This is a genomic window from Pseudoxanthomonas kalamensis DSM 18571, assembly GCF_010211745.1.
GTDB lineage: Bacteria > Pseudomonadota > Gammaproteobacteria > Xanthomonadales > Xanthomonadaceae > Pseudoxanthomonas_A > Pseudoxanthomonas_A kalamensis.
Map to the genome: position 1 here is coordinate 41041 of NZ_PDWQ01000005.1, position 18371 is coordinate 59411.

The 18371-nt window shown below is 66.3% G+C and carries 18 protein-coding genes and 2 tRNA genes; 14 read left to right on the plus strand and 6 right to left on the minus strand.

What is annotated here, in order from left to right:
• Nucleotides 1-255 precede the first annotated feature (255 nt).
• Together CSC70_RS10660 and CSC70_RS10665 are read left to right on the plus strand one after the other, a co-directional pair.
• Nucleotides 256-1941 (plus strand): electron transfer flavoprotein-ubiquinone oxidoreductase, encoded by a 1686-nt coding sequence (locus tag CSC70_RS10660; RefSeq protein WP_162456622.1) that lies wholly within the window; start codon nucleotides 256-258, stop codon nucleotides 1939-1941.
• A gap of 129 nt (nucleotides 1942-2070) precedes the next feature.
• Complete coding sequence (locus CSC70_RS10665) at nucleotides 2071-2280, plus strand: hypothetical protein (protein ID WP_162456623.1); 210 nt, start codon at nucleotides 2071-2073, stop codon at nucleotides 2278-2280.
• A 131-nt stretch (nucleotides 2281-2411) separates the two neighbouring features.
• Here CSC70_RS10665 and CSC70_RS10670 read toward each other — a convergent pair whose 3' ends face one another.
• From CSC70_RS10670 to CSC70_RS10685, 4 genes are all read right to left on the minus strand, one after another.
• Nucleotides 2412-2744, minus strand: coding sequence for a lipid-A-disaccharide synthase N-terminal domain-containing protein (locus CSC70_RS10670; protein WP_162456842.1), 333 nt, complete (start codon nucleotides 2742-2744; stop codon nucleotides 2412-2414).
• 15 nt (nucleotides 2745-2759) lie between these two features.
• Complete coding sequence (locus tag CSC70_RS10675) at nucleotides 2760-3488, minus strand: glycosyltransferase family 2 protein (RefSeq protein ID WP_162456624.1); 729 nt, start codon at nucleotides 3486-3488, stop codon at nucleotides 2760-2762.
• Nucleotides 3485-5164, minus strand: coding sequence for a phosphoethanolamine transferase (locus tag CSC70_RS10680; protein ID WP_162456843.1), 1680 nt, complete (start codon nucleotides 5162-5164; stop codon nucleotides 3485-3487). Before CSC70_RS10680 ends, CSC70_RS10675 begins: the two co-directional genes overlap by 4 nt.
• A 177-nt stretch (nucleotides 5165-5341) precedes the next feature.
• Nucleotides 5342-7072 carry an ArnT family glycosyltransferase gene (locus CSC70_RS10685; protein ID WP_246189416.1) on the minus strand — a complete coding sequence of 577 codons (1731 nt, stop codon included), beginning with the start codon at nucleotides 7070-7072 and terminating at the stop codon, nucleotides 5342-5344.
• A 168-nt stretch (nucleotides 7073-7240) separates the two neighbouring features.
• On the opposite strand from CSC70_RS10685, the gene CSC70_RS10690 reads away from it, so the two are divergent.
• The 5 genes from CSC70_RS10690 to CSC70_RS10710 all read left to right on the plus strand — a co-directional run bounded on the left by CSC70_RS10690 (nucleotide 7241) and on the right by CSC70_RS10710 (nucleotide 11370).
• Entirely contained in the window at nucleotides 7241-7939 is a 699-nt protein-coding gene (locus CSC70_RS10690) for a response regulator transcription factor (protein ID WP_162456626.1), read from the plus strand.
• Nucleotides 7929-9197, plus strand: coding sequence for a sensor histidine kinase (locus tag CSC70_RS10695; protein ID WP_162456627.1), 1269 nt, complete (start codon nucleotides 7929-7931; stop codon nucleotides 9195-9197). The genes CSC70_RS10690 and CSC70_RS10695 overlap by 11 nt, the downstream gene beginning before the upstream one ends.
• Before the next feature lie 137 nt (nucleotides 9198-9334).
• Nucleotides 9335-9640, plus strand: coding sequence for a DUF4242 domain-containing protein (locus CSC70_RS10700; RefSeq protein ID WP_162456628.1), 306 nt, complete (start codon nucleotides 9335-9337; stop codon nucleotides 9638-9640).
• Nucleotides 9641-9655: 15 nt separating this feature from the next.
• Nucleotides 9656-10345, plus strand: coding sequence for a Crp/Fnr family transcriptional regulator (locus CSC70_RS10705; protein ID WP_162456629.1), 690 nt, complete (start codon nucleotides 9656-9658; stop codon nucleotides 10343-10345).
• A complete protein-coding gene (locus CSC70_RS10710) occupies nucleotides 10336-11370 on the plus strand; it encodes a carbon-nitrogen hydrolase family protein (protein ID WP_162456630.1) in 1035 nt (344 codons plus the stop codon). Before CSC70_RS10705 ends, CSC70_RS10710 begins: the two co-directional genes overlap by 10 nt.
• A 78-nt stretch (nucleotides 11371-11448) precedes the next feature.
• Here CSC70_RS10710 and CSC70_RS10715 read toward each other — a convergent pair.
• Nucleotides 11449-11523: transfer RNA gene (locus CSC70_RS10715), tRNA-Val, on the minus strand.
• Nucleotides 11524-11606: 83 nt separating this feature from the next.
• On the minus strand, nucleotides 11607-13619 hold the full coding sequence (gene uvrB / locus CSC70_RS10720) for an excinuclease ABC subunit UvrB (protein WP_162456631.1): 2013 nt from the start codon (nucleotides 13617-13619) through the stop codon (nucleotides 11607-11609).
• Between the two features lie 178 nt (nucleotides 13620-13797).
• Between uvrB and CSC70_RS10725 the strand changes: the two genes are divergently transcribed.
• The 7 genes from CSC70_RS10725 to CSC70_RS10755 all read left to right on the plus strand — a co-directional run bounded on the left by CSC70_RS10725 (nucleotide 13798) and on the right by CSC70_RS10755 (nucleotide 18276).
• Nucleotides 13798-14352, plus strand: coding sequence for a GspH/FimT family pseudopilin (locus CSC70_RS10725; RefSeq protein WP_162456632.1), 555 nt, complete (start codon nucleotides 13798-13800; stop codon nucleotides 14350-14352).
• A gap of 56 nt (nucleotides 14353-14408) precedes the next feature.
• Nucleotides 14409-14485: transfer RNA gene (locus CSC70_RS10730), tRNA-Asn, on the plus strand.
• A gap of 333 nt (nucleotides 14486-14818) precedes the next feature.
• Entirely contained in the window at nucleotides 14819-16270 is a 1452-nt protein-coding gene (gene ccoN, locus CSC70_RS10735; RefSeq protein ID WP_162456633.1) for a cytochrome-c oxidase, cbb3-type subunit I, read from the plus strand.
• A gap of 10 nt (nucleotides 16271-16280) precedes the next feature.
• On the plus strand, nucleotides 16281-16901 hold the full coding sequence (gene ccoO / locus CSC70_RS10740) for a cytochrome-c oxidase, cbb3-type subunit II (protein WP_162456634.1): 621 nt from the start codon (nucleotides 16281-16283) through the stop codon (nucleotides 16899-16901).
• Nucleotide 16902: 1 nt separating this feature from the next.
• Nucleotides 16903-17043, plus strand: a complete 141-nt coding sequence (locus tag CSC70_RS10745; protein WP_162456635.1) for a cbb3-type cytochrome oxidase subunit 3 — start codon at nucleotides 16903-16905, stop codon at nucleotides 17041-17043.
• Nucleotides 17040-17969 (plus strand): cytochrome-c oxidase, cbb3-type subunit III, encoded by a 930-nt coding sequence (ccoP, locus tag CSC70_RS10750; protein ID WP_162456636.1) that lies wholly within the window; start codon nucleotides 17040-17042, stop codon nucleotides 17967-17969. The genes CSC70_RS10745 and ccoP overlap by 4 nt, the downstream gene beginning before the upstream one ends.
• Before the next feature lie 4 nt (nucleotides 17970-17973).
• On the plus strand, nucleotides 17974-18276 hold the full coding sequence (locus tag CSC70_RS10755; protein ID WP_162456637.1) for a hypothetical protein: 303 nt from the start codon (nucleotides 17974-17976) through the stop codon (nucleotides 18274-18276).
• Nucleotides 18277-18371: the final 95 nt, after the last annotated feature.

Here is an 18371-nt window from a genome sequence, read left to right on the forward strand (position 1 = left end):
GCGGCAAAAAAGACGAAAGGCGCCACGCGGGCGCCTTTTCGGCTGGCCTCGCGGGGGTGTCAGCAGTGGGCGGTCGTAGTGCTCATGTCGCACGCTCGGCCGGCGTTTCCGCGGGCCACCTTTGCCATCCGTTCCGATATTGACGCGCATGGTAGCGCAATTCGGCCGCACCGGCCCGAGGCCGGCGGGCGGTTGTCCGCGATTGGTATCATGGCCAGCCAACCTCCCTGCCAGCCCCCATCTGGAGCCCGCCCGATGACCCCGCAAGATCTGCTATCGACCTATGGCCCGCGCGAGTCGATGGAGTACGACGTGGTGGTGGTCGGCGCCGGACCGGGCGGACTGGCGACGGCGATCCGGCTCAAGCAACTGGCCGCCGAAGCCGGCCGCGAGGTCTCGGTCTGCGTGCTGGAGAAGGGCTCCGAGCCCGGCGCGCACATCCTGTCCGGCGCGATCATGGATCCGAAGGCGCTGAACGAGCTGTTCCCGGACTGGAAGGACCAGGGCGCGCCGCTGAAGCAGGCGGTGACCCGCGACCAGTTCCTGTTCCTCGACGAAACCGGCGCCAAGGCCACCCCGAACTGGCTGCTGCCGGGCTGCTTCCACAACAGCGGCAACTACATCGTCAGCCTCGGCTCGGTGGTGCGCTGGCTGGCGCAGCAGGCCGAAGCGCTGGGGGTGGAAATCTTCCCCGGCTTCGCCGCCGCCGAAGTCCTGTACACCGACGACGGCGCGGTCAAGGGCGTGGCCACCGGCAACATGGGCATCGGCAAGGACGGCGAGCCGACCGACCAGTTCCAGCTGGGCATGGAGCTGCACGCCAAGTACACGATCTTCGCCGAAGGCGCGCGCGGGCAACTGGGCCGCGAGCTGATCGCGAAGTATCGACTGGACGCCGGCAAGGACCCGCAGAGCTACGGGATCGGCATCAAGGAACTGTGGCAGGCCGATCCGGCCAAACACCAGCCGGGCCTGGTGGTGCATACCGCCGGCTGGCCGCTGGACAGCGACACCTATGGCGGCTCGTTCCTGTACCACGCCGAGGACGGCAAGATCGCGGTCGGCTTCGTGGTCGGGCTGGACTACAAGAACCCGTGGCTGAGCCCGTTCGAGGAATTCCAGCGCTTCAAGACCCACCCGGCCATCCGCGCGCACTTGGAAGGCGGCAAGCGGATCGGTTACGGCGCCCGTGCGATCACCGCCGGCGGCCTGTTGTCGCTGCCGAAGCTGGTGTTCCCCGGCGGCGCCTTGGTCGGCTGCGAAGCCGGCACCCTCAACGCCAGCCGGATCAAGGGCAGCCATGCCGCCATCAAGACCAGCATGCTGGCCGCCGAGGCCGCGTTCGCGGCCCTGGGCGAAGACCGCCAGCACGATGAACTGAGCGCCTACCCGGTCGCGTTCGAGAACAGCTGGCTGCACGCCGAGCTGAAGCAGTCGAAGAACTTCAAACAGTGGTTCAAGAAAGGCCGTTCGCTGGCCACGCTGATGACTGGCATCGAACAGTGGCTGCTGCCCAAGCTGGGCATCCGCAACCCGCCGTGGACGCTGCACCACGACACCCCGGACTACGCCAACCTGCAGCCGGCGGCGCAGTGCCCGAAGATCGACTACCCCAAGCCCGACGGCGTGCTCAGCTTCGACCGGCTCAGCTCGGTGTTCCTGTCCAGCACCAACCACGACGAGGACCAGCCCAGCCACCTGACCCTGAAGGACGCCACGATCCCGGTCGAGGTGAACTGGAAGGAGTACGCTGGTCCCGAGGCCCGCTATTGCCCGGCCGGGGTGTACGAATTCGTCGGCGTCGAAGACGGCCAGCCGCGCCTGCAGATCAACGCGCAAAATTGCGTGCACTGCAAAACCTGCGACATCAAGGACCCGACCCAGAACATCGTCTGGGTGGCGCCACAAGGCGGCGGCGGACCGAATTACGCGGGGATGTGAAGCACGATGGGCGGAATCCGGTCATGCAAGGTCCGGGCCGCCTGCTACCGCTCGTCATTCCCGCGAAAGCGGGAATCCATGGGGCTTGTCATTCACTAGTTAGGCGCTCATCGGGGGTTCGTAAGTGCCATGAAGAAGCGCGGAGAGTTCAGGGTCGCTGTTGCCGTATTTGTCGTTCTCATGGCATTGAGCGCCCTCAATCGGCTTTATCGCGTTTCTAGTCGTGAGGGCATTCCAATGCTCTCGTCCGAGGCAGTGGCGTCAGGCTGGCTGTACTGGCTCGGCATGGGAATCGGCCTTGTTGTGGCTGGCTTGTACTACCTCGGCAAGCGGGACTAGGCTGGTGCCTTGAAGGCCGCGCCCAACAATTCATTCAAGCCGACGCTGCTTCGCAGGTCGGATTGACTCAGGCCTCATTCGTCCGTGGATTCCCGCCTGCGCGGGAATGACGGCAATTATCAGGACCGTCCCTACACTCGTTCGCCTTCGGCACGGGTCCGGCGGCCGTGGCGGATGTCCAGGTACAGGCTGTAGGCCGCGGTGAAGGCCGGGAACAGGTTCTGCAACACACCCACGGCGTCCTGCTTGCTGGAGAACAGGAAGTAGCTCAGCGTCATCGCGCTGCCCAGCAGGCTCATGTACCAGAACAGCCGCGGGATGACCGGGCGCCCGGCCTTGCGCGAAGCCAGGAACTGCACCAGCCAGCGCGAACCGAACATGAAGGCGCCGGTCAGGCCGATCAGCTTCCACGGTGTCAGGTGCAGGCCGGTCCAGGCCAGCGAGACTATCTGTTCGTTCATCATGCCCATCGCGGAAACTCAGCCGCCCTGCCCCAGTTCGTCGATCGCGGTCAGCTTGCTGCGGCGGATCAGCCAGGCCACCCCGCGTAGGTCGCTGATACCGGCCAGCGCGCGTTGCAGGTTGTTGTACTTGGACACGCCGCTGGTGCGCGGCCGGTGCGAAACCGGCACGCTGACCGTCTGCCAGCCGGCGCGCTGCATCAACGCCGGCAGATAGCGGTGCATGTGGTCGAAGTACGGCAAGTCGAGGAAAGCCGCGCGCTCGAACAGCTTGATCCCGCAGCCGGTGTCCGGCGTCTCGTCGCGCAGCATGCGGCTGCGGATCGCGTTGGCCCATTTCGAAGCCCAGCGCTTGCTGCCGCTGTCTTGGCGATCGACCCGCCAGCCGGCGAACAGCTTGACCTGCGGCGCGGCGGCAGCGCGCGCGGCCAGCAGCTTGGGGATGTCGGCCGGGTCATTCTGGCCGTCGCCGTCCAAGGTGGCGATCCACGCCCCGCGCGCGGCCTTAATGCCGTTGCGCACCGCCGTACTCTGCCCGCTGCGGGTCCGGTGATGCAGTACGCGCAACTGCGGATGCCGCGACTGCAGTTCCTGCAGTACCTGCAGCGAACGGTCGTCGGAGTCATCGTCCACGCAGACGATCTCGAACGCCATCGCGTCGAGCGCGGCCACCGTCTCGGCGATCAGCGGGTCGATGTTGTCCTGTTCGTTGAACACCGGGATCACCACCGAGACCTGCGGCGTCATGGCGCGCCCGCTCCGGCAGCGCCGGCCGGCTGACGACAGGCGGCGAACAGGTCGCGTTCGCGGCGGTAGTCGCCGGTTTGTACGTCCATGATGCCCAACACCGAATCGAACAGGTTGTCGTGGCTCCAGGCGCGGCGCGTTTCGCCGGCCAGGCAATCGCGGTCGGTGTCGCTGTCGGCCAGGAAGCCCGGCGAGAACCACATCGTCATCGGCACCCGGGTCTGTTCGTCCGGGGCGATGGCATACGGCACTCCGTGCAGGAACAGGCCCTTCTCGCCCAGCGATTCGCCATGGTCGGAAACGTAGATCATCCCGCCATGATATCGGGACTGTTGGCCGATCAGATTAATCAAACGGGCCAAAACGTGGTCGGTGTACCCAATGGCGTTGTCGTAGGCGTTGACGATCTGCGCCGGGCTGCAGTCGCCGAGGTCGGCCGTTTCGCAGACCGGGGTGTAGCGGCGGAACTCCGGCGGATAGCGCTGGAAATAGTTGGGGCCGTGGTTGCCGACCATGTGCAGCACCACCACCCGGTCGCCGCGGCCATCGCCCATCCAGGTCGCCGCGCGCTCCAGCAGGATGCCGTCCAGGCAACGGTCGTCGCCGCAGTAGGCGGGATCGCTCGCATTGCTGGTGGATTCGTACGGCAGCCCCTGACACACGCCCTTGCAGCCGGACTGGTTGTCGCGCCACTCGACCGACACCCCCGCGCGTGCCAGCACGTGCAGCAGGGATTCGTGGCTGCGGATCTTCTTCTTGTCGTAGCCCGTGCGCCCGTACGGCGAAAACATGCACGGCAGCGAGACCTCGGTGCTGGTGCCGCAGGCACTGACGTCGGTGAAATTCAGCACGTCCGGGATTGCCAGCAGCTCCGGAGTCGTCTGTCGGGCATAACCGTTCAGGCCCCAGTTGCCTGCGCGCACGGTCTCGCCCACCACCATGACCAGGAGGCGCGGCTTGCGGCCGGCGGGGCTCGGCAACTGGCGGGCATCGCCGGCCACCGTCAGCAAGGCCGGCTTCGGTCCCGGCGGGTCTTCCTGCAGCACGGTGAACAGCGACACCAAGTAGTTGGCCGGGGTGACCAGGTAGCGGGCCTGGTGCTGGTTGCGCATCAGGGCCGACAGATGCTGCGACGACGCCAGTGCCGCGGTGACGCCCAGCGCCGCCACGCCCAGCCACAACGCGACGCGTGCCAGCACGGCGCTTTTCCAGCCACTGCGGCGCACCCGCACCCAGGCCAGCGCCAGCAGGGCGGGAATTGCGGCCGCTGCCGCGAGCAGCGTGTCCCAGGACAGCAGGTCGCGCGATTCCCTGGCATCGGTGTGCAGCACGTTGCGCACCATGTCCGCATCCAGGTAGATGCCATAGGCATCGATGTAATGCCCGGCCAAGGCCGACACGACCAGTAGCAACCCCAGCAACACGCGCGCCCAGGGTCGCCAGACCAGCAGGCTCAATACCAAGGCATTGACCGCCAGCAGCAGGCCGAACACGCACAGCGCCCAGCCCGGCGAGCGGGTTGCGTCTTCCATCGCCACCCGCCAGAACGCCTGGTTGCCGAACACGGCGAAATACGCGCTGGCCAGCAGGATCAGGATTTCGGTCCGCAACTGCGGACGCTGGCGCAACAGCGCCAGGGCGCGTTCCCGCCATTCGGGAACCGCCTTCGCTGACAGGGATGTGCTCACGCGTGCATCGCCTGTACTGGCGACGCGGGAATGACGGACTGCATGTTGCCGGGCTGCGGATGAAGGTCGTTGCGACCGATGCCTTCATGCTGATGGCGGCCCTGTCGGAGTCGGGTCGGAACGCTGTCGGAAGATCGTTAACCGCAGGCAACGGTCAGCGCGGATTCATTCGCTTTCGTCGCCACCTGCCGCATCGGCATCGGCACCGGTTTCGAAGGGCGGCGTGACGCATCCGGGTCTCCATGCCGTGCCGGGTACCAGCCACCAGCGCCGACGATTGGACGTGCCCGCATAGACGCTGCGCTCGTGATCGACGCAAGGGCCGATCGCTTCCTCCAGCACGAACAGCCAGCGCCGGTCCGGATCGGCCGCCAGCCAGGGGCCGGCCTCGGCCCATTGCAGGTGCCAGGGTCGTTTGAATCCGAAATCGGTCGCCGGCCGGTCGGCCTGCAACAGGTTGTGTTCGCGCCAGGCCAGCATGCCCAGTTGCGCGTCCGGCCCGATCCGGGCGCCGACATCTCGCATCAGTTTCTGCGCCGAGCCGTATTCACTGAGTACTGGCTGGATGCCCAATCCGTGGCAGGTCCACAGCGCCGCCGTCGCCAGCACCAGCGCCGGTCCAAGGCGTTTCCCCCGCCCCCAGATGGCCGCGACCAGGACCAGCCCGCCCAGCGCCAGCAGCGCATGACCCAGCCGCGCGGCATCGCCAACCTGCATCTCGCGGCGGGTCATCTGTTCCTGCACCCAGGCCAGTTCGCCATGCAACAGCACTGCGCCCAGCGCCAGCGTCAGCAGGCCGAGCAGCCACAGCCATGCCGACAGCAGGCGGCGCACCCCGGCCCGCTGTAACAACTCCGGCAACAGCGGTCCCGCCGCCAGGCACAAGGCCGGCAGCATCGGCAGCACGTACACCCCGCGCTTGCCCGGGCTCAGGCTGAAGAACAGCAGCACCAGTAGCGCCCAGCCCAACAGCAGCCAATGCCGCGGATCGGCTTGCCGCAGCCGCCGCCACCAAGCCGGCAACAACCACGGCGCCAGCAGCACGCCGGGCAACCACAGGCTCAGCATCACCTGCAGGTAGTACCAAAACGGCTTCACGTGGTGCCAGGCATTGGCGTAGCGGGTGCCGGTCTGCTTGAACAGCATTTCCCGCGCATAGGCCTGCAGGGCGGGATCATGGCTGGACAGCACGGTCGCCAGCAGCGGCACCAGCCATACGCCGGTGCCGGCAAGGAAGCCCAGCACACCGACCAACCCATGCCAGCCCGAGCCGCTGCCGCGCAGCGGATCGCGACGGCGGACCAGCAGCCACGGCAGGAATACCAGCAGCGGCAGGAACCCCACCCCCTTGGTCACCGTGCCCAGGCCGGCGGCGAAGGTCCCCAGCGCCAGCGTTCGCCAGTCCCGCCGCAACAGCAGGTAACGCAATAGCGCCCACAGCGACAGCGTGGTCATGCCGACCAGAACCATGTCGATCTGCGCGCGCCCGGCCTGCAGGCCGAATTGCAGGGTCGCGAACAGCCCCAGGGTGGCGTAGCGCGCCGCCTGCCGGTTCCACAGCCGCCGCCCCAGGTCGTACACCAGCCCCAGGGTTAGCAACGCGGCCAGCAGCGAGGGCAGCAAGAAGGCGATCCGCAGGTTGCCGGTCAGCTGGTAGGCCGCCGCCTGCAGCCACATGAACATCGGTGGCTTTTCGGCGTAGATCTCGCTGCCGCGATGCGGGAACAGCCACTGCCCCGACTCCACCATCTGCTTGGCGGCCAGTGCGAACCGCGGCTCGTCCGGCGGCGTCGGCTCGCGCAGGCCGATCCCGGCCGCCAGCGACAGCGCCGCCAGCAGCACCAGTACGGCAAAGCCGTAGCGCTCCGACCAGGCCTGCCGCGCCGGGGGTCGCAAACCGCTCAAATCCGCTGTCTCCCGATCCGCTCGTGCATACCCTGGCCGATGAAACGTGTAAGGTTTGTCGGAACGGCTCCGACAGGCTTGCGACATTTCCCCGCACATGCTGCGGAGCCCGTCGAAGCCGCCGGGATGATAGCGGCAACCTGCCGAGGATGTGCAGTCATGCGTCTGCTGGTGATCGAGGACAACCGCAGTCTGGTCGCGAACCTGTTCGACTACTTCGAAGCCCGCGGCCATACCCTGGACGCGGCGCCGGACGGCGTCACTGGCCTGCACCTGGCCAGCTGCCACCACTACGACGCCATCGTGCTGGACTGGATGCTGCCGCGGATGAACGGCCCCGAAGTGCTGTACAAACTGCGCAACGAACACGGCTCGGACGTGCCGGTGATCATGCTGACCGCACGCGACGAACTGCCGGACAAGATCGTCGGCTTCCGCTCCGGGGCCGACGACTACCTGACCAAACCCTTCGCCCTGCCGGAACTGGAAGTACGGCTGGAAGCCCTGTTGGCCCGCGCCAGCGGGCAGCGCGCCAGGCGGGTGCTGGAAGTCGCCGACCTGCGTCTGGACCTGGGCACGCTGGAAGCCACCCGCGGCGGGCAGTCGCTGCACCTGTACCCGGCCTGCCGCAAACTGCTGGAAGTGCTGATGCTGGCCAGCCCGGCCGCGGTCACCCGCGAACGGCTGGAATACGCGCTGTGGGGCGACAGCCCGCCCGATGGCGACATGCTGCGCTCGCATATCTACGAACTCCGGCGCAGCGTCGATGGACCGTTCGAGACCAAGCTGATCCACACCCTGCCGCGCACCGGATACCGGATCGGCCTGCCCTACGCCTCGGCCGCCGATGGACGATAGGCACAGCCTGCGCCGACGCATCCTGCACTGGCTCGGCATCTACGCCGTGCTGCTGATGCTGGCGGTGTTCGTGCAGGGATTCGCCCTCAACGAAAGCGCCGAACGCCTGGTCTGGCAATCGCTGCTGGACGCCGAGATGGACAACTACCTGCAACGGCGCGCCGAAGACCCGGCCTACCGCTGGCGCGATACCGGCCACATCCACCTGTACGCCCCCGACAGCGATGCGCCGACGCCCGAACCGTTGCTGCAACTGCCGGCCGGCCTGCACGATGAAATCGACGTCGACGGCAGGCTGGTGGCCTCCCTGATCCGCGACGTCGACGGCACGCGCTATGCGCTGACCCTGGGCATCGACGAATTCGAGCAGCAGGAGCGCCGGTTGACCGGGCTGATCGTCATCACCACCCTGCTGCTGGTGCTGGTGCTGGCGGCGCTGGTCGCCTGGGGACTGCGGCGGATGCTGCGCCCGCTGTCGGACCTGGCCAGCGATATCGCCACCCTGAAACCCGACCGCCACGGCCAGCGGATCGAGGTCGCCCCCACGGCAGGTTCCGAACTGCACGTCATCGCCGGCGCGCTGAACGACTACCTGCGCCGGCACGAATTGTTCGTCGAACGCGAGCGCGTCTTCATCGATACCGCCAGCCACGAACTGCGCACGCCGATCGCGGTGATCGCCGGCGCCACCGAACTGGCGCTGGAGCAACCCGACCTGTCGGCCGCCACCCGCGCCCGCATCCAGCGCGCCGACCGCACCGCGCGCGACGTCGAGCAACTGATTTCCCTGCTGCTGGTGCTGGCGAAGGAGCCGGAAAAACTGTCGCGCAACAACGACCGCCTCGCCCTCGACGAGCTGATCCCGGATATCGTCGACGACCACCGCTACCTGGCCCGCGACAAGGACCTCGACATCGTCGCCGAACCGCTGCCGCACTGCGAGATCGTCGCCCCGCTCGCGGTGGTGCAGGCCGCAATCGGCAACCTGCTGCGCAATGCCATCGAGAAGAGCGACCAGGGCACCATCCACGTCCGCCTCAGCACCGACGCCACCGTCACCATCGAGGACCCCGGCCACGGCATGACGCCCGAACAGATCAGCCGCATCTACGCCCAGGTCGCCCGCGGTGGCGGTCGCGATGGCGGCGGCATCGGCCTGGATCTGATCAGCCGCCTGTGCGAACACCTGGGCTGGCGATTGAACATCGAATCCGCCCCTGGGCACGGCACGATCAGCACGCTGCGCTTCCCGCAATAGCCCTTCACGCTCGTCCATACCCGATCCGGACAGCGCAAAGGCCGGCCAATGTGCCAACAGGCACAGAACCCGCCGCCGGCATGACCCTACGCTCCGCCGCGTCTGCACGAACGCAGTCATGCCACGAGCCTCACGCCATGAAACCCATGTACTTGTTCCTCGATACCCACGACAAGGCCAGCCAGACGTTCCCGGAAGGCATCTCCACCGCCGATTTCGAAGCCTTCTTTGCCCAGTACGAAGCCGCCTGCACGCAGGAGGGCGTCATACCTATCCGCATCCATGTCGGGCTGGAAGCCGGTCGCGCCTTCTGCCTGAATCTCGCCCCGGATGCCGAAGCGGTCCGCAAGGCGCACGAGCGTGTCGGACTGCCATTCGATTCGATCACCGAAGTGAAGACCGCAAGCCCCGGTGATATCTTCTTTTCCGGATCGACTGACTGACCGCATCTCCCGCCAGTGGGCACTCTCGACCACGTACAGGTATTCGAACGCCTCGGTCCGGCAGGAAAAGCCCTGCTGGACCGGGGTACGGTCCGCATTACCGCGCAACGGCAACAGTCGCTGCTCTACAAGGGTCAGTCGATCTCGGGAGCCTATGTCGTCATCGACGGTTGCCTGCGGGTCTACACGATCTCGCCCTCGGGCACCGAAGCCACGCTGTATACCCTCGCCCCCGGAGAAACCTGCGTGCTGGCCCTCAACAGCCTGTTCAACGACCTGCGATACCCGGCCTGGGTGGAGGCGCAGGAAGATTCCAGCATCGCCTTCATTCCCGGCAACGTCTATCGCTCGCTGTTCGCAACCGAAGCATCGGTCCGCGACCTGACGGTGCGCGCCTTGTCCACCCTGACCTTCCGCTTGATACAGGAGCTGGAAGTGATGCATTCCGGTCGCAACAAGGACCGACTGGCGCACTTTCTCCTGCACCACGCCACGAACGACGGAACGATCCGGATGACCCAGCAACGGATCGCGCAGCATCTCGGCACGACGCGCGAAGTCGTCACCCGGCTGATCGGGGAACTGGCGGATGCCGGCCTGGTGGAAACCGCGCGCGGCCGGATCGTCATCCTCGACTGCGACCGCCTGACTTTGCTGGCCTCGCCGGGCCTGAGCCTGCGCCAGGAGCCACGATCATGCAGGTGAAGGGCGCCGCCGGAACCCCCTCAGGCCCGCCACCCGAAACGCTGACCGTCGCTGCAATACAGCTCGACTGTCGGCTGGGCGATCGGGACGGCAATCTCGCCAAGGCAGCCGCGCACCTCGAAGATGCCGCGCGCCGGGGCGCCCGTCTGGTCCTGCTGCCGGAGATGATGCCCGGCGGTTATGCCTTGAGCGAAGCAATCTGGGACACCGCCGAACCGCTCGATGGACCGACCACACGCTGGATGCGCGCCCTGTCGAAGCGCTTGGGCCTGTATATCGGCACCAGCTTCCTCGAGGTAGAGAACGAGGATTTCTACAACGCCTTCGTACTGACCGGCCCGGACGGCGACATCGTGGCGCGGGTCCGCAAGAATCCTCCGGCCTCGTTCGAAGCCTATTTCTTCGCCGCCGGCAACGACCCGCACTGGTTCGACACCCCGATCGGCCGGATCGGCGTCGGCATCTGCTACGAGAACGCGCTGTACGACCGCTATGCCGAACTCCACGATGCCGGCATCGACCTCTACCTGAGACCATTCTCCGGAGCCTCCTTCGAAGCCAGATTCCCGATCCGACAGCGCGACGCCGACGTGCTCAACGCCGCCTTGCGCGACGGCACTGCCGAAACTGCCCGGCTGATGGGTATTCCGGTACTGATGGCCAACAAGGTCGGACGCCTGCAGACCCCTCTTCCGGCCGGCTTTCCGTCTCAGGACATCGAGTTCCCCGGTTACAGCGCCATTGCCGACAGCGACGGCGCCTTGCTGGGGCAACTCATGCCGGGACAGGAAGGCGTCGTGATCGGCACGGTCCGGCTGGATCCGCGCCGAAAGCGCGCAGAACGGGAGCCTCGCCGCCACGGCCGCTGGACCGCACGGATGCCCTGGTGGGCGTTCATCTGGCGATTGACCCAGCGCATGGGCGAAAGGCATTACCGCAAGGACCCGACGCGTCGGCGAATGGCCGCGGAAAAATCGGATGCCCGTGATATGGAAGCCGCATCGACTGCCCGGGATTCATCCTAGGAGCAGTGCCGTCCTGTTACCGGCATCAGGAGCGCAGGAAATGGGCGCAGATGCCAATGCGTGCAGAAGACGACGCATTGGTGGGCGGTACAGGGTTCGAACCTGTGACCCCTACCATGTCAAGGTAGTGCTCTACCGCTGAGCTAACCGCCCGAAGGGACTGCGATGCCCCGGCAGCGGGGCCGAGGGCCGCGCATGATAGCACCGCTTCGGTCGCGGCGGAATCCGCCCCGCGCTCAGGTCGACAGGCTGGCCGCCTTCAGCCGCTGGATCTGGTCGCGGACCTGCGCCGCCTGCTCGAATTCCAGATCGCGCGCATGCTGGTACATCTGCTGCTCCAGCGTCTTCAGGCGCGCGGCCAGCTTGGCCGGGTCCAGCGCGCCGTAGTCGGTTTCCGGTTCGGCCACCCTGCGCTTGCCGCGCCCGCGCGAATCGACCGCCTCGCTGCGCGCGCCTTCCAGAATGTCGGTCACCGGCTTGGCCACCGACCGGGGCACGATGCCGTGTTCGGCGTTGTATTCCAGCTGCTTGTCGCGGCGACGGTTGGTTTCGTCGATCGCCGCCTGCATCGAGCGGGTGATCCGGTCGGCGTACAGGATGGCCTTGCCGCGCAGGTTGCGTGCGGCGCGGCCGATGGTCTGGATCAGCGAGCCGGTCGACCGCAGGAAGCCCTCCTTGTCGGCGTCCAGGATCGCTACCAACGACACCTCCGGCATGTCCAGGCCTTCGCGCAGCAGGTTGATGCCGACCAGCACGTCGAACTTGCCCAGCCGCAGGTCGCGGATGATTTCCACCCGCTCCACCGTGTCCACGTCCGAATGCAGGTAGCGCACACGCACGCCGTGCTCGCCCAGGTATTCGGTCAGGTTCTCGGCCATGCGCTTGGTCAGGGTGGTGACCAGCACGCGGTCGCCCAGGGCCACACGTTCGTTGATTTCCGACAGCAGATCGTCGACCTGGGTCGCCACCGGGCGGATCTCGACCTGCGGGTCGACCAAACCGGTCGGCCGCACTACCAGTTCGACCACCTCGTCGCCGGATTCGCGCCGTTCATACGGACCGGGCGTGGCCGAGACGTAGATGCTGCGCGGCGAACGCTCCTCCCATTCCTCGAAACGCAGCGGCCGGTTGTCCAGCGCCGACGGCAGCCGGAAGCCGAATTCGACCAGGGTTTCCTTGCGCGAGCGGTCGCCCTTGTACATGGCGCCGATCTGCGGGATGGTCACGTGCGATTCGTCGATCACCAGCAGCGCGTCAGCCGGCAGGTAGTCGAACAGGGTCGGCGGCGGCTCGCCGGGCGCCTTGCCGGTCAGATGCCGCGAATAGTTTTCGATGCCCGAGCAGAACCCGACCTCGGCCATCATCTCCAGATCGAACTGGGTGCGCTGGGCCAGCCGCTGCGCCTCGACCAGCTTGTTCTGCGCGTACAGCTGCTCCAACCGCTCCTTCAACTCGACCTTGATGGTGTCGATGGCCGCCAGCACGCGATCGCGGGTGGTGGCGTAGTGGGTCTTGGGATACACCGTGTAACGCTGCAGCTTGCGCAGGGTCTCGCCGGTCAGCGGGTCGAACAGTGTCAGCGATTCGACCTCGCCATCGAACAGTTCGATCCGCAGCGCCTCGACGTCGCTCTCGGCCGGGTGCACGTCGATGGTCTCGCCACGCACGCGGAAGGTGCCGCGCTGCAGCTCGTATTCGTTGCGGGTGTACTGCAACTGGGTCAGGTGATGGATCAGTTGTCGCTGATCAATATGTTCGCCCAGCGACAGGATCAACCGCAGCGACAGGTAGTCCTCCGGTGCGCCAAGGCCGTAGATCGCCGACACCGTGCCCACCACCAGCGCATCGCGCCGCGACAGCAGCGCCTTGGTCGCCGCCAGCCGCATCTGCTCGATGTGCTCGTTGATCGAGCTGTCCTTCTCGATGAAGGTGTCCGAGGCCGGTACGTAGGCCTCGGGCTGGTAATAATCGTAATAGCTGACGAAGTACTCCACCGCGTTGTGCGGGAAGAACGCCTTGAACTCGCCGTACAACTGCGCGGCCAGGGTCTTGTTCGGCGCCATCACCAGGGTCGGCTTCTGCACCTGCTGCACCACGTTGGCGATGGTGTAAGTCTTGCCCGAACCGGTCACACCGAGCAGGGTCTGCTTGGCCACGCCAGCCTCGAAGCCATCGACCAGGCGCGCGATCGCCTGCGGCTGCTCGCCGGCCGGGGAATAGGGGGAAACGAGTTCGAAACGTTCGGACATGGGGGACTCGCCAAGGCGATCAGCAAGCATAGCAGCGATGCCGCGACGGTCGCCGCCTCAGCGGACGACAGCCCGACACGGCAATTTCCTACCCCGGCGTCATCCCGGCGGCAATGCAAGACCACGGGCGGACTGGCGATGCTGTCCGCGTCCACCAACCACAACCGGGAGTCGTGCCATGCACAGGAAGTGCCGTCGTTCCGTCGTCCATCCGCGTCCGCGCGGGTTCACCCTGATCGAATTGCTCGCCGCCGTCTCCATCAGCGCCATCCTGCTGGGCCTCGGCGTTCCGGCCATGCAGGGCCTGCTCGAACGGCAACGGGTCGATGCCGCCATGCACGGACTCACCAGCCACCTGGCGATGGCCCGGCTGGCGGCGGTGGACTACCGAACCCCGGTCAGCCTGTGCCCTGCCGACGGTCTCGGCGGCTGCCGCAGCGACAGCGATTGGAGCGGCGGCTGGCTGCTGTACCGCAACCCCGACGGCGCGCGCCAGCCGGCCGACGCGGACGCGATCCTGCGCCGGGGCGAAGCCTCGCTGGCCAGCGACCTGCGCTTCGTCTCCACCCGTGGCCGCCCGCAGGTGCGTTTCCTGCCGGATGGCCGCAGCTCGGGCAGCAACATCACCTTCAGCCTGTGCCGCGAAGGCAAGGCGCTGGGTCAGGTCGTGGTCAACAACGCCGGCCGCATCCGCAGCCAGCGCCCCGGCGTGGACAGTTACTGCACCGGCTGAACCGGCCCCGCCGCGGCTTGCCCCTGCCCCGGCCGGCCCCTACAATATGCGGCCCCGCCCGAATAGCTCAGCCGGTTAGAGCACTTGACTGTTAATCAGGGGGTCGTTGGTTCGAGTCCAACTTCGGGCGCCATGACATTCCGAAGGCCTGCGCAGCGATGCGCGGGCCTTTTCCTTGTCCGGCGATCCCCGGGGTGGGTCCGTTCCGGTTTCCGCGATATCGACCGGAGCCAGTCAGGGCGGAAACGCGAATCGTTCTCGCTGAAAGCCTCGCCCATGGTCCGATCACGACCAAAGTATGAACACTCCGGCACCTAGCTGCGGAATCACCGCAAAAATGTCGATAAACCGCTGTTTCCGAGCGATGTAGCACGTCCGCGTCGGGCTTTGCCTTGATCCGGATCAATACACCTGAACCGGACATACACTTAAACTTATTCGATTCAGTGTGCTCAGGAACTCGACGATGCAGACCGCAGTTCAGACCAAGACCGCGACTTACAACGACAAGGTCGTCCGTCAGTTCGCCATCATGACCATTGTCTGGGGCATCGTCGGCATGAGCGTGGGCGTGTTCATCGCCGCCCAGCTCTACTGGCCGACCCTCGGCGAAGGCATTCCGTGGCTGAGCTACGGCCGCCTGCGTCCGCTGCACACCAACGCGGTCATCTTCGCCTTCGGCGGCAGCGCCCTGTTCGCCACCAGCCTGCACGTGGTCCAGCGCACCTGCCATACCCGACTGATCTCGGACAAGCTGGCCGCCTTCGTGTTCTGGGGCTGGCAGGCGGTGATCGTGGCCGCGGCCGTGACCCTGCCGATGGGCATCACCCAGAGCAAGGAGTACGCCGAGCTGGAGTGGCCGATCGACATCCTGATCGCGGTGGTGTGGGTCGCCTACGCGGTGCTGTTCATCGGCACCATCGCCATCCGCAAGGTCAAGCACATCTACGTGGCGAACTGGTTCTACGCCTCGTTCATCATCGCCGTGGCCCTGCTACACATCGTCAACAACCTGTCGATGCCGGCCGGCCTGACCAAGTCCTACCCGGTCTACAGCGGTGCGGTCGATGCGATGGCGCAGTGGTGGTACGGCCACAACGCGGTCGGTTTCTTCCTGACCGCCGGCTTCCTCGGCATGATGTACTACTTCGTGCCCAAGCAGGCGCAGCGGCCGATCTACTCCTACCGCCTGTCCATCGTGCACTTCTGGGCGCTGATCGCCGTGTACATGTGGGCCGGCCCGCACCACCTGCACTACACCGCCCTGCCCGACTGGGTGCAGTCGCTGGGCATGGTGTTCTCGCTGATCCTGCTGGCGCCGTCCTGGGGCGGTGCGATCAACGGCATCATGACCCTGTCGGGGGTGTGGCACAAACTGCGTACCGATCCGATCCTGAAGTTCCTGATCGTCTCGCTGTCGTTCTACATGATGAGCACCTTCGAGGGGCCGATGATGTCGATCAAGACGGTCAACTCGCTGAGCCACTACACCGACTGGACCATCGGCCATGTGCATTCCGGCGCGCTCGGCTGGGTGGCGATGATCTCGATCGGCTCGCTGTACGTGATCCTGCCCAAGCTGTTCGGCCGCAGCCAGATGCATTCGATCAAGCTGGTCGATGCGCATTTCTGGATGCATACCATCGGCGTGGTGTTCTACATCGCCTCGATGTGGATCGCCGGGGTCATGCAGGGCCTGATGTGGCGCGCGACCAACGCCGACGGCACCCTGACCTACAGCTTCGTCGAATCGCTCAACGCCACCTACCCGTACTACCTGATCCGTTTCATGGGCGGTGCGCTGGTGCTGTCGGGCATGTTCGTGATGGCCTGGAACGCATGGAAAACCTACCGCGCTGCCGATTCCATCCCCGAACAGCAGGTGATCCCGCCCGACACCAGCGAAGCGCACGCCTGAGGACCGGACGATGAGCAACCCGAATTCGCACGAGAAAATCGAGAAGAACGTCGGCCTGATGGCCGCGCTGATCGCGCTGGTGGTGTCGTTCGGCGGCTTGGCCGAGATCGTGCCGCTGATGTACCAGGCCGAAGCGATCGAACCGCTGGAGGGCGTCGAGCCCTACCCGGCGCTGCAGCTGGCCGGGCGCGACGTGTACGTGCGCGAAGGCTGCTACAACTGCCACTCGCAGATGGTCCGCACCCTGCGCTTCGAGAGCGAGCGCTACGGCCACTATTCGCTGGCCGGCGAATCGGTCTACGACCGCCCGTTCCAGTGGGGCAGCAAGCGCACCGGTCCGGACCTGGCCCGCGTCGGCGGTCGCTATTCCGACGCCTGGCATCGGGTGCACCTGACCGATCCGCGCGCGGTGGTGCCCGAATCCAACATGCCCAGCTTCTCCTGGCTGGGCAAGACGCCGCTGGACCCGGACACCACGGTCCGGCACATGCGCGCGCTGCAGCGCCTGGGCGATCCCTACAGCGACGAACAGATCCAGCAGGCGCCGGCGGAACTGGCCGACAAGACCGAACTGGACGCCGTGGTCGCATACCTGCAAGGGCTGGGCAAGCATGCCCCGCGCGGAGGCTGAAATGATTTCCGGAATCGTGACCGCAGTGCTGATGATCCTGTTCCTGGCCGGCTGGGCCTGGGCCTGGAGCCCGCGCCGCAAGGCCGCCTTCGACGAGGCCGCGCGCCTGCCGCTTGAAAACGACGAGGAGAGCCGAGCATGAGCCTGGGATGGACCCTGTTCGTGATCGTCATCGTTGCGATCAACATCTTCGGCTGCCTGTGGCTGCTGTGGTGGACCGCGCGCCGTCGCCCCGGCGATCCCGCACCCGAGGAAACCAGCCATGTCTGGGATGCGGACCTCACCGAGTACAACAAGCCGCTGCCGAAGTGGTGGATCAACCTGTTCTACCTGACCATCCTGTTCGCGTTCGGCTACCTGTTCTGGTACGGCGGCCTGGGCGGCATCGCCGGCTACAGCCAGTGGTCCTCGGCGCGCGAGCACGATGTCGAGAAAGCCGCGCAGGATGCCAGGCTGGAGGAAACCTTCCGCCCCTACGCCAACCAGCCGATCGACCAGCTGGCCAGGGATCCTACCGCGCTGTCGCTGGGTCGCTCGATCTTCAACAACAACTGCGCGCTGTGCCACGGCTCGTCCGGCCAGGGCGCTATCGGCTATCCCAACCTGACCGACGACATCTGGCATTGGGGCGGCAGCCCGGACCGCATCCTGCAGACGGTGCTCGACGGCCGCGAAGGCATCATGCCGCCGTGGGCCAGCGTGCTGACCAGCACCGGCGGCGAGAACGCGGTCGACTACACCGTCGCCTACGTGCGCACCCTCGGCAATCCGGAACTGCTGCGCAACGACTACATGGCCGCGCAGGGCAAGAAGCTGTACGAAGGCGTCTGCGTCGCCTGCCACGGGGTCGACGGCAAGGGCAACCAGGACTTGGGCGCACCCGACCTGACCGACGACTACTGGATGTACGGCAGCAGCAAGGAAAGCCTGGTCGAAGCCCTGACCCACGGCCACCACGGCAGCATGCCGGCGCATCGCGAGCTGCTTGGCGAGACTCGCGCCCGCCTAGCCGCCTCCTACGTGTGGTCGCTGTCGCACCCGGCCGGCGGAGCCGCCGAATCGCAGTGACGCCATGAGCCAGGACTTCAGCGAGCCGCGTTTCGACCACCCACCCCGCCCGCTGGCGCAGCGGGTCGGGGCGATCGTGTGGCCGAGCTTCTTCGCCGCCGGTGTCGCGACCATGGTGTTCTTCGCCTTCGTCGATCCGCTCGCGTTGCGCGACATGACCTTCCCCGATCTGCCGCTGACGCGCGAGCTGGGCTACACCATCGGCTTCTTCATGTTCTGGCTGGCCACCGCGTCCTCCAGCCTGTTCACCTGGATCCTGCTGCGGCCCTCCAGCCGCTTCAATCGCGCGCTGCCGCCGGAAAATTGACGATGTTCCCCACCATCGGCACCCCTTTCATCGGCATGCCGCCATTTCGACATCAGATGTTCTGCACTCCGTCCGCCGGTCTTTGGCGGAACGCG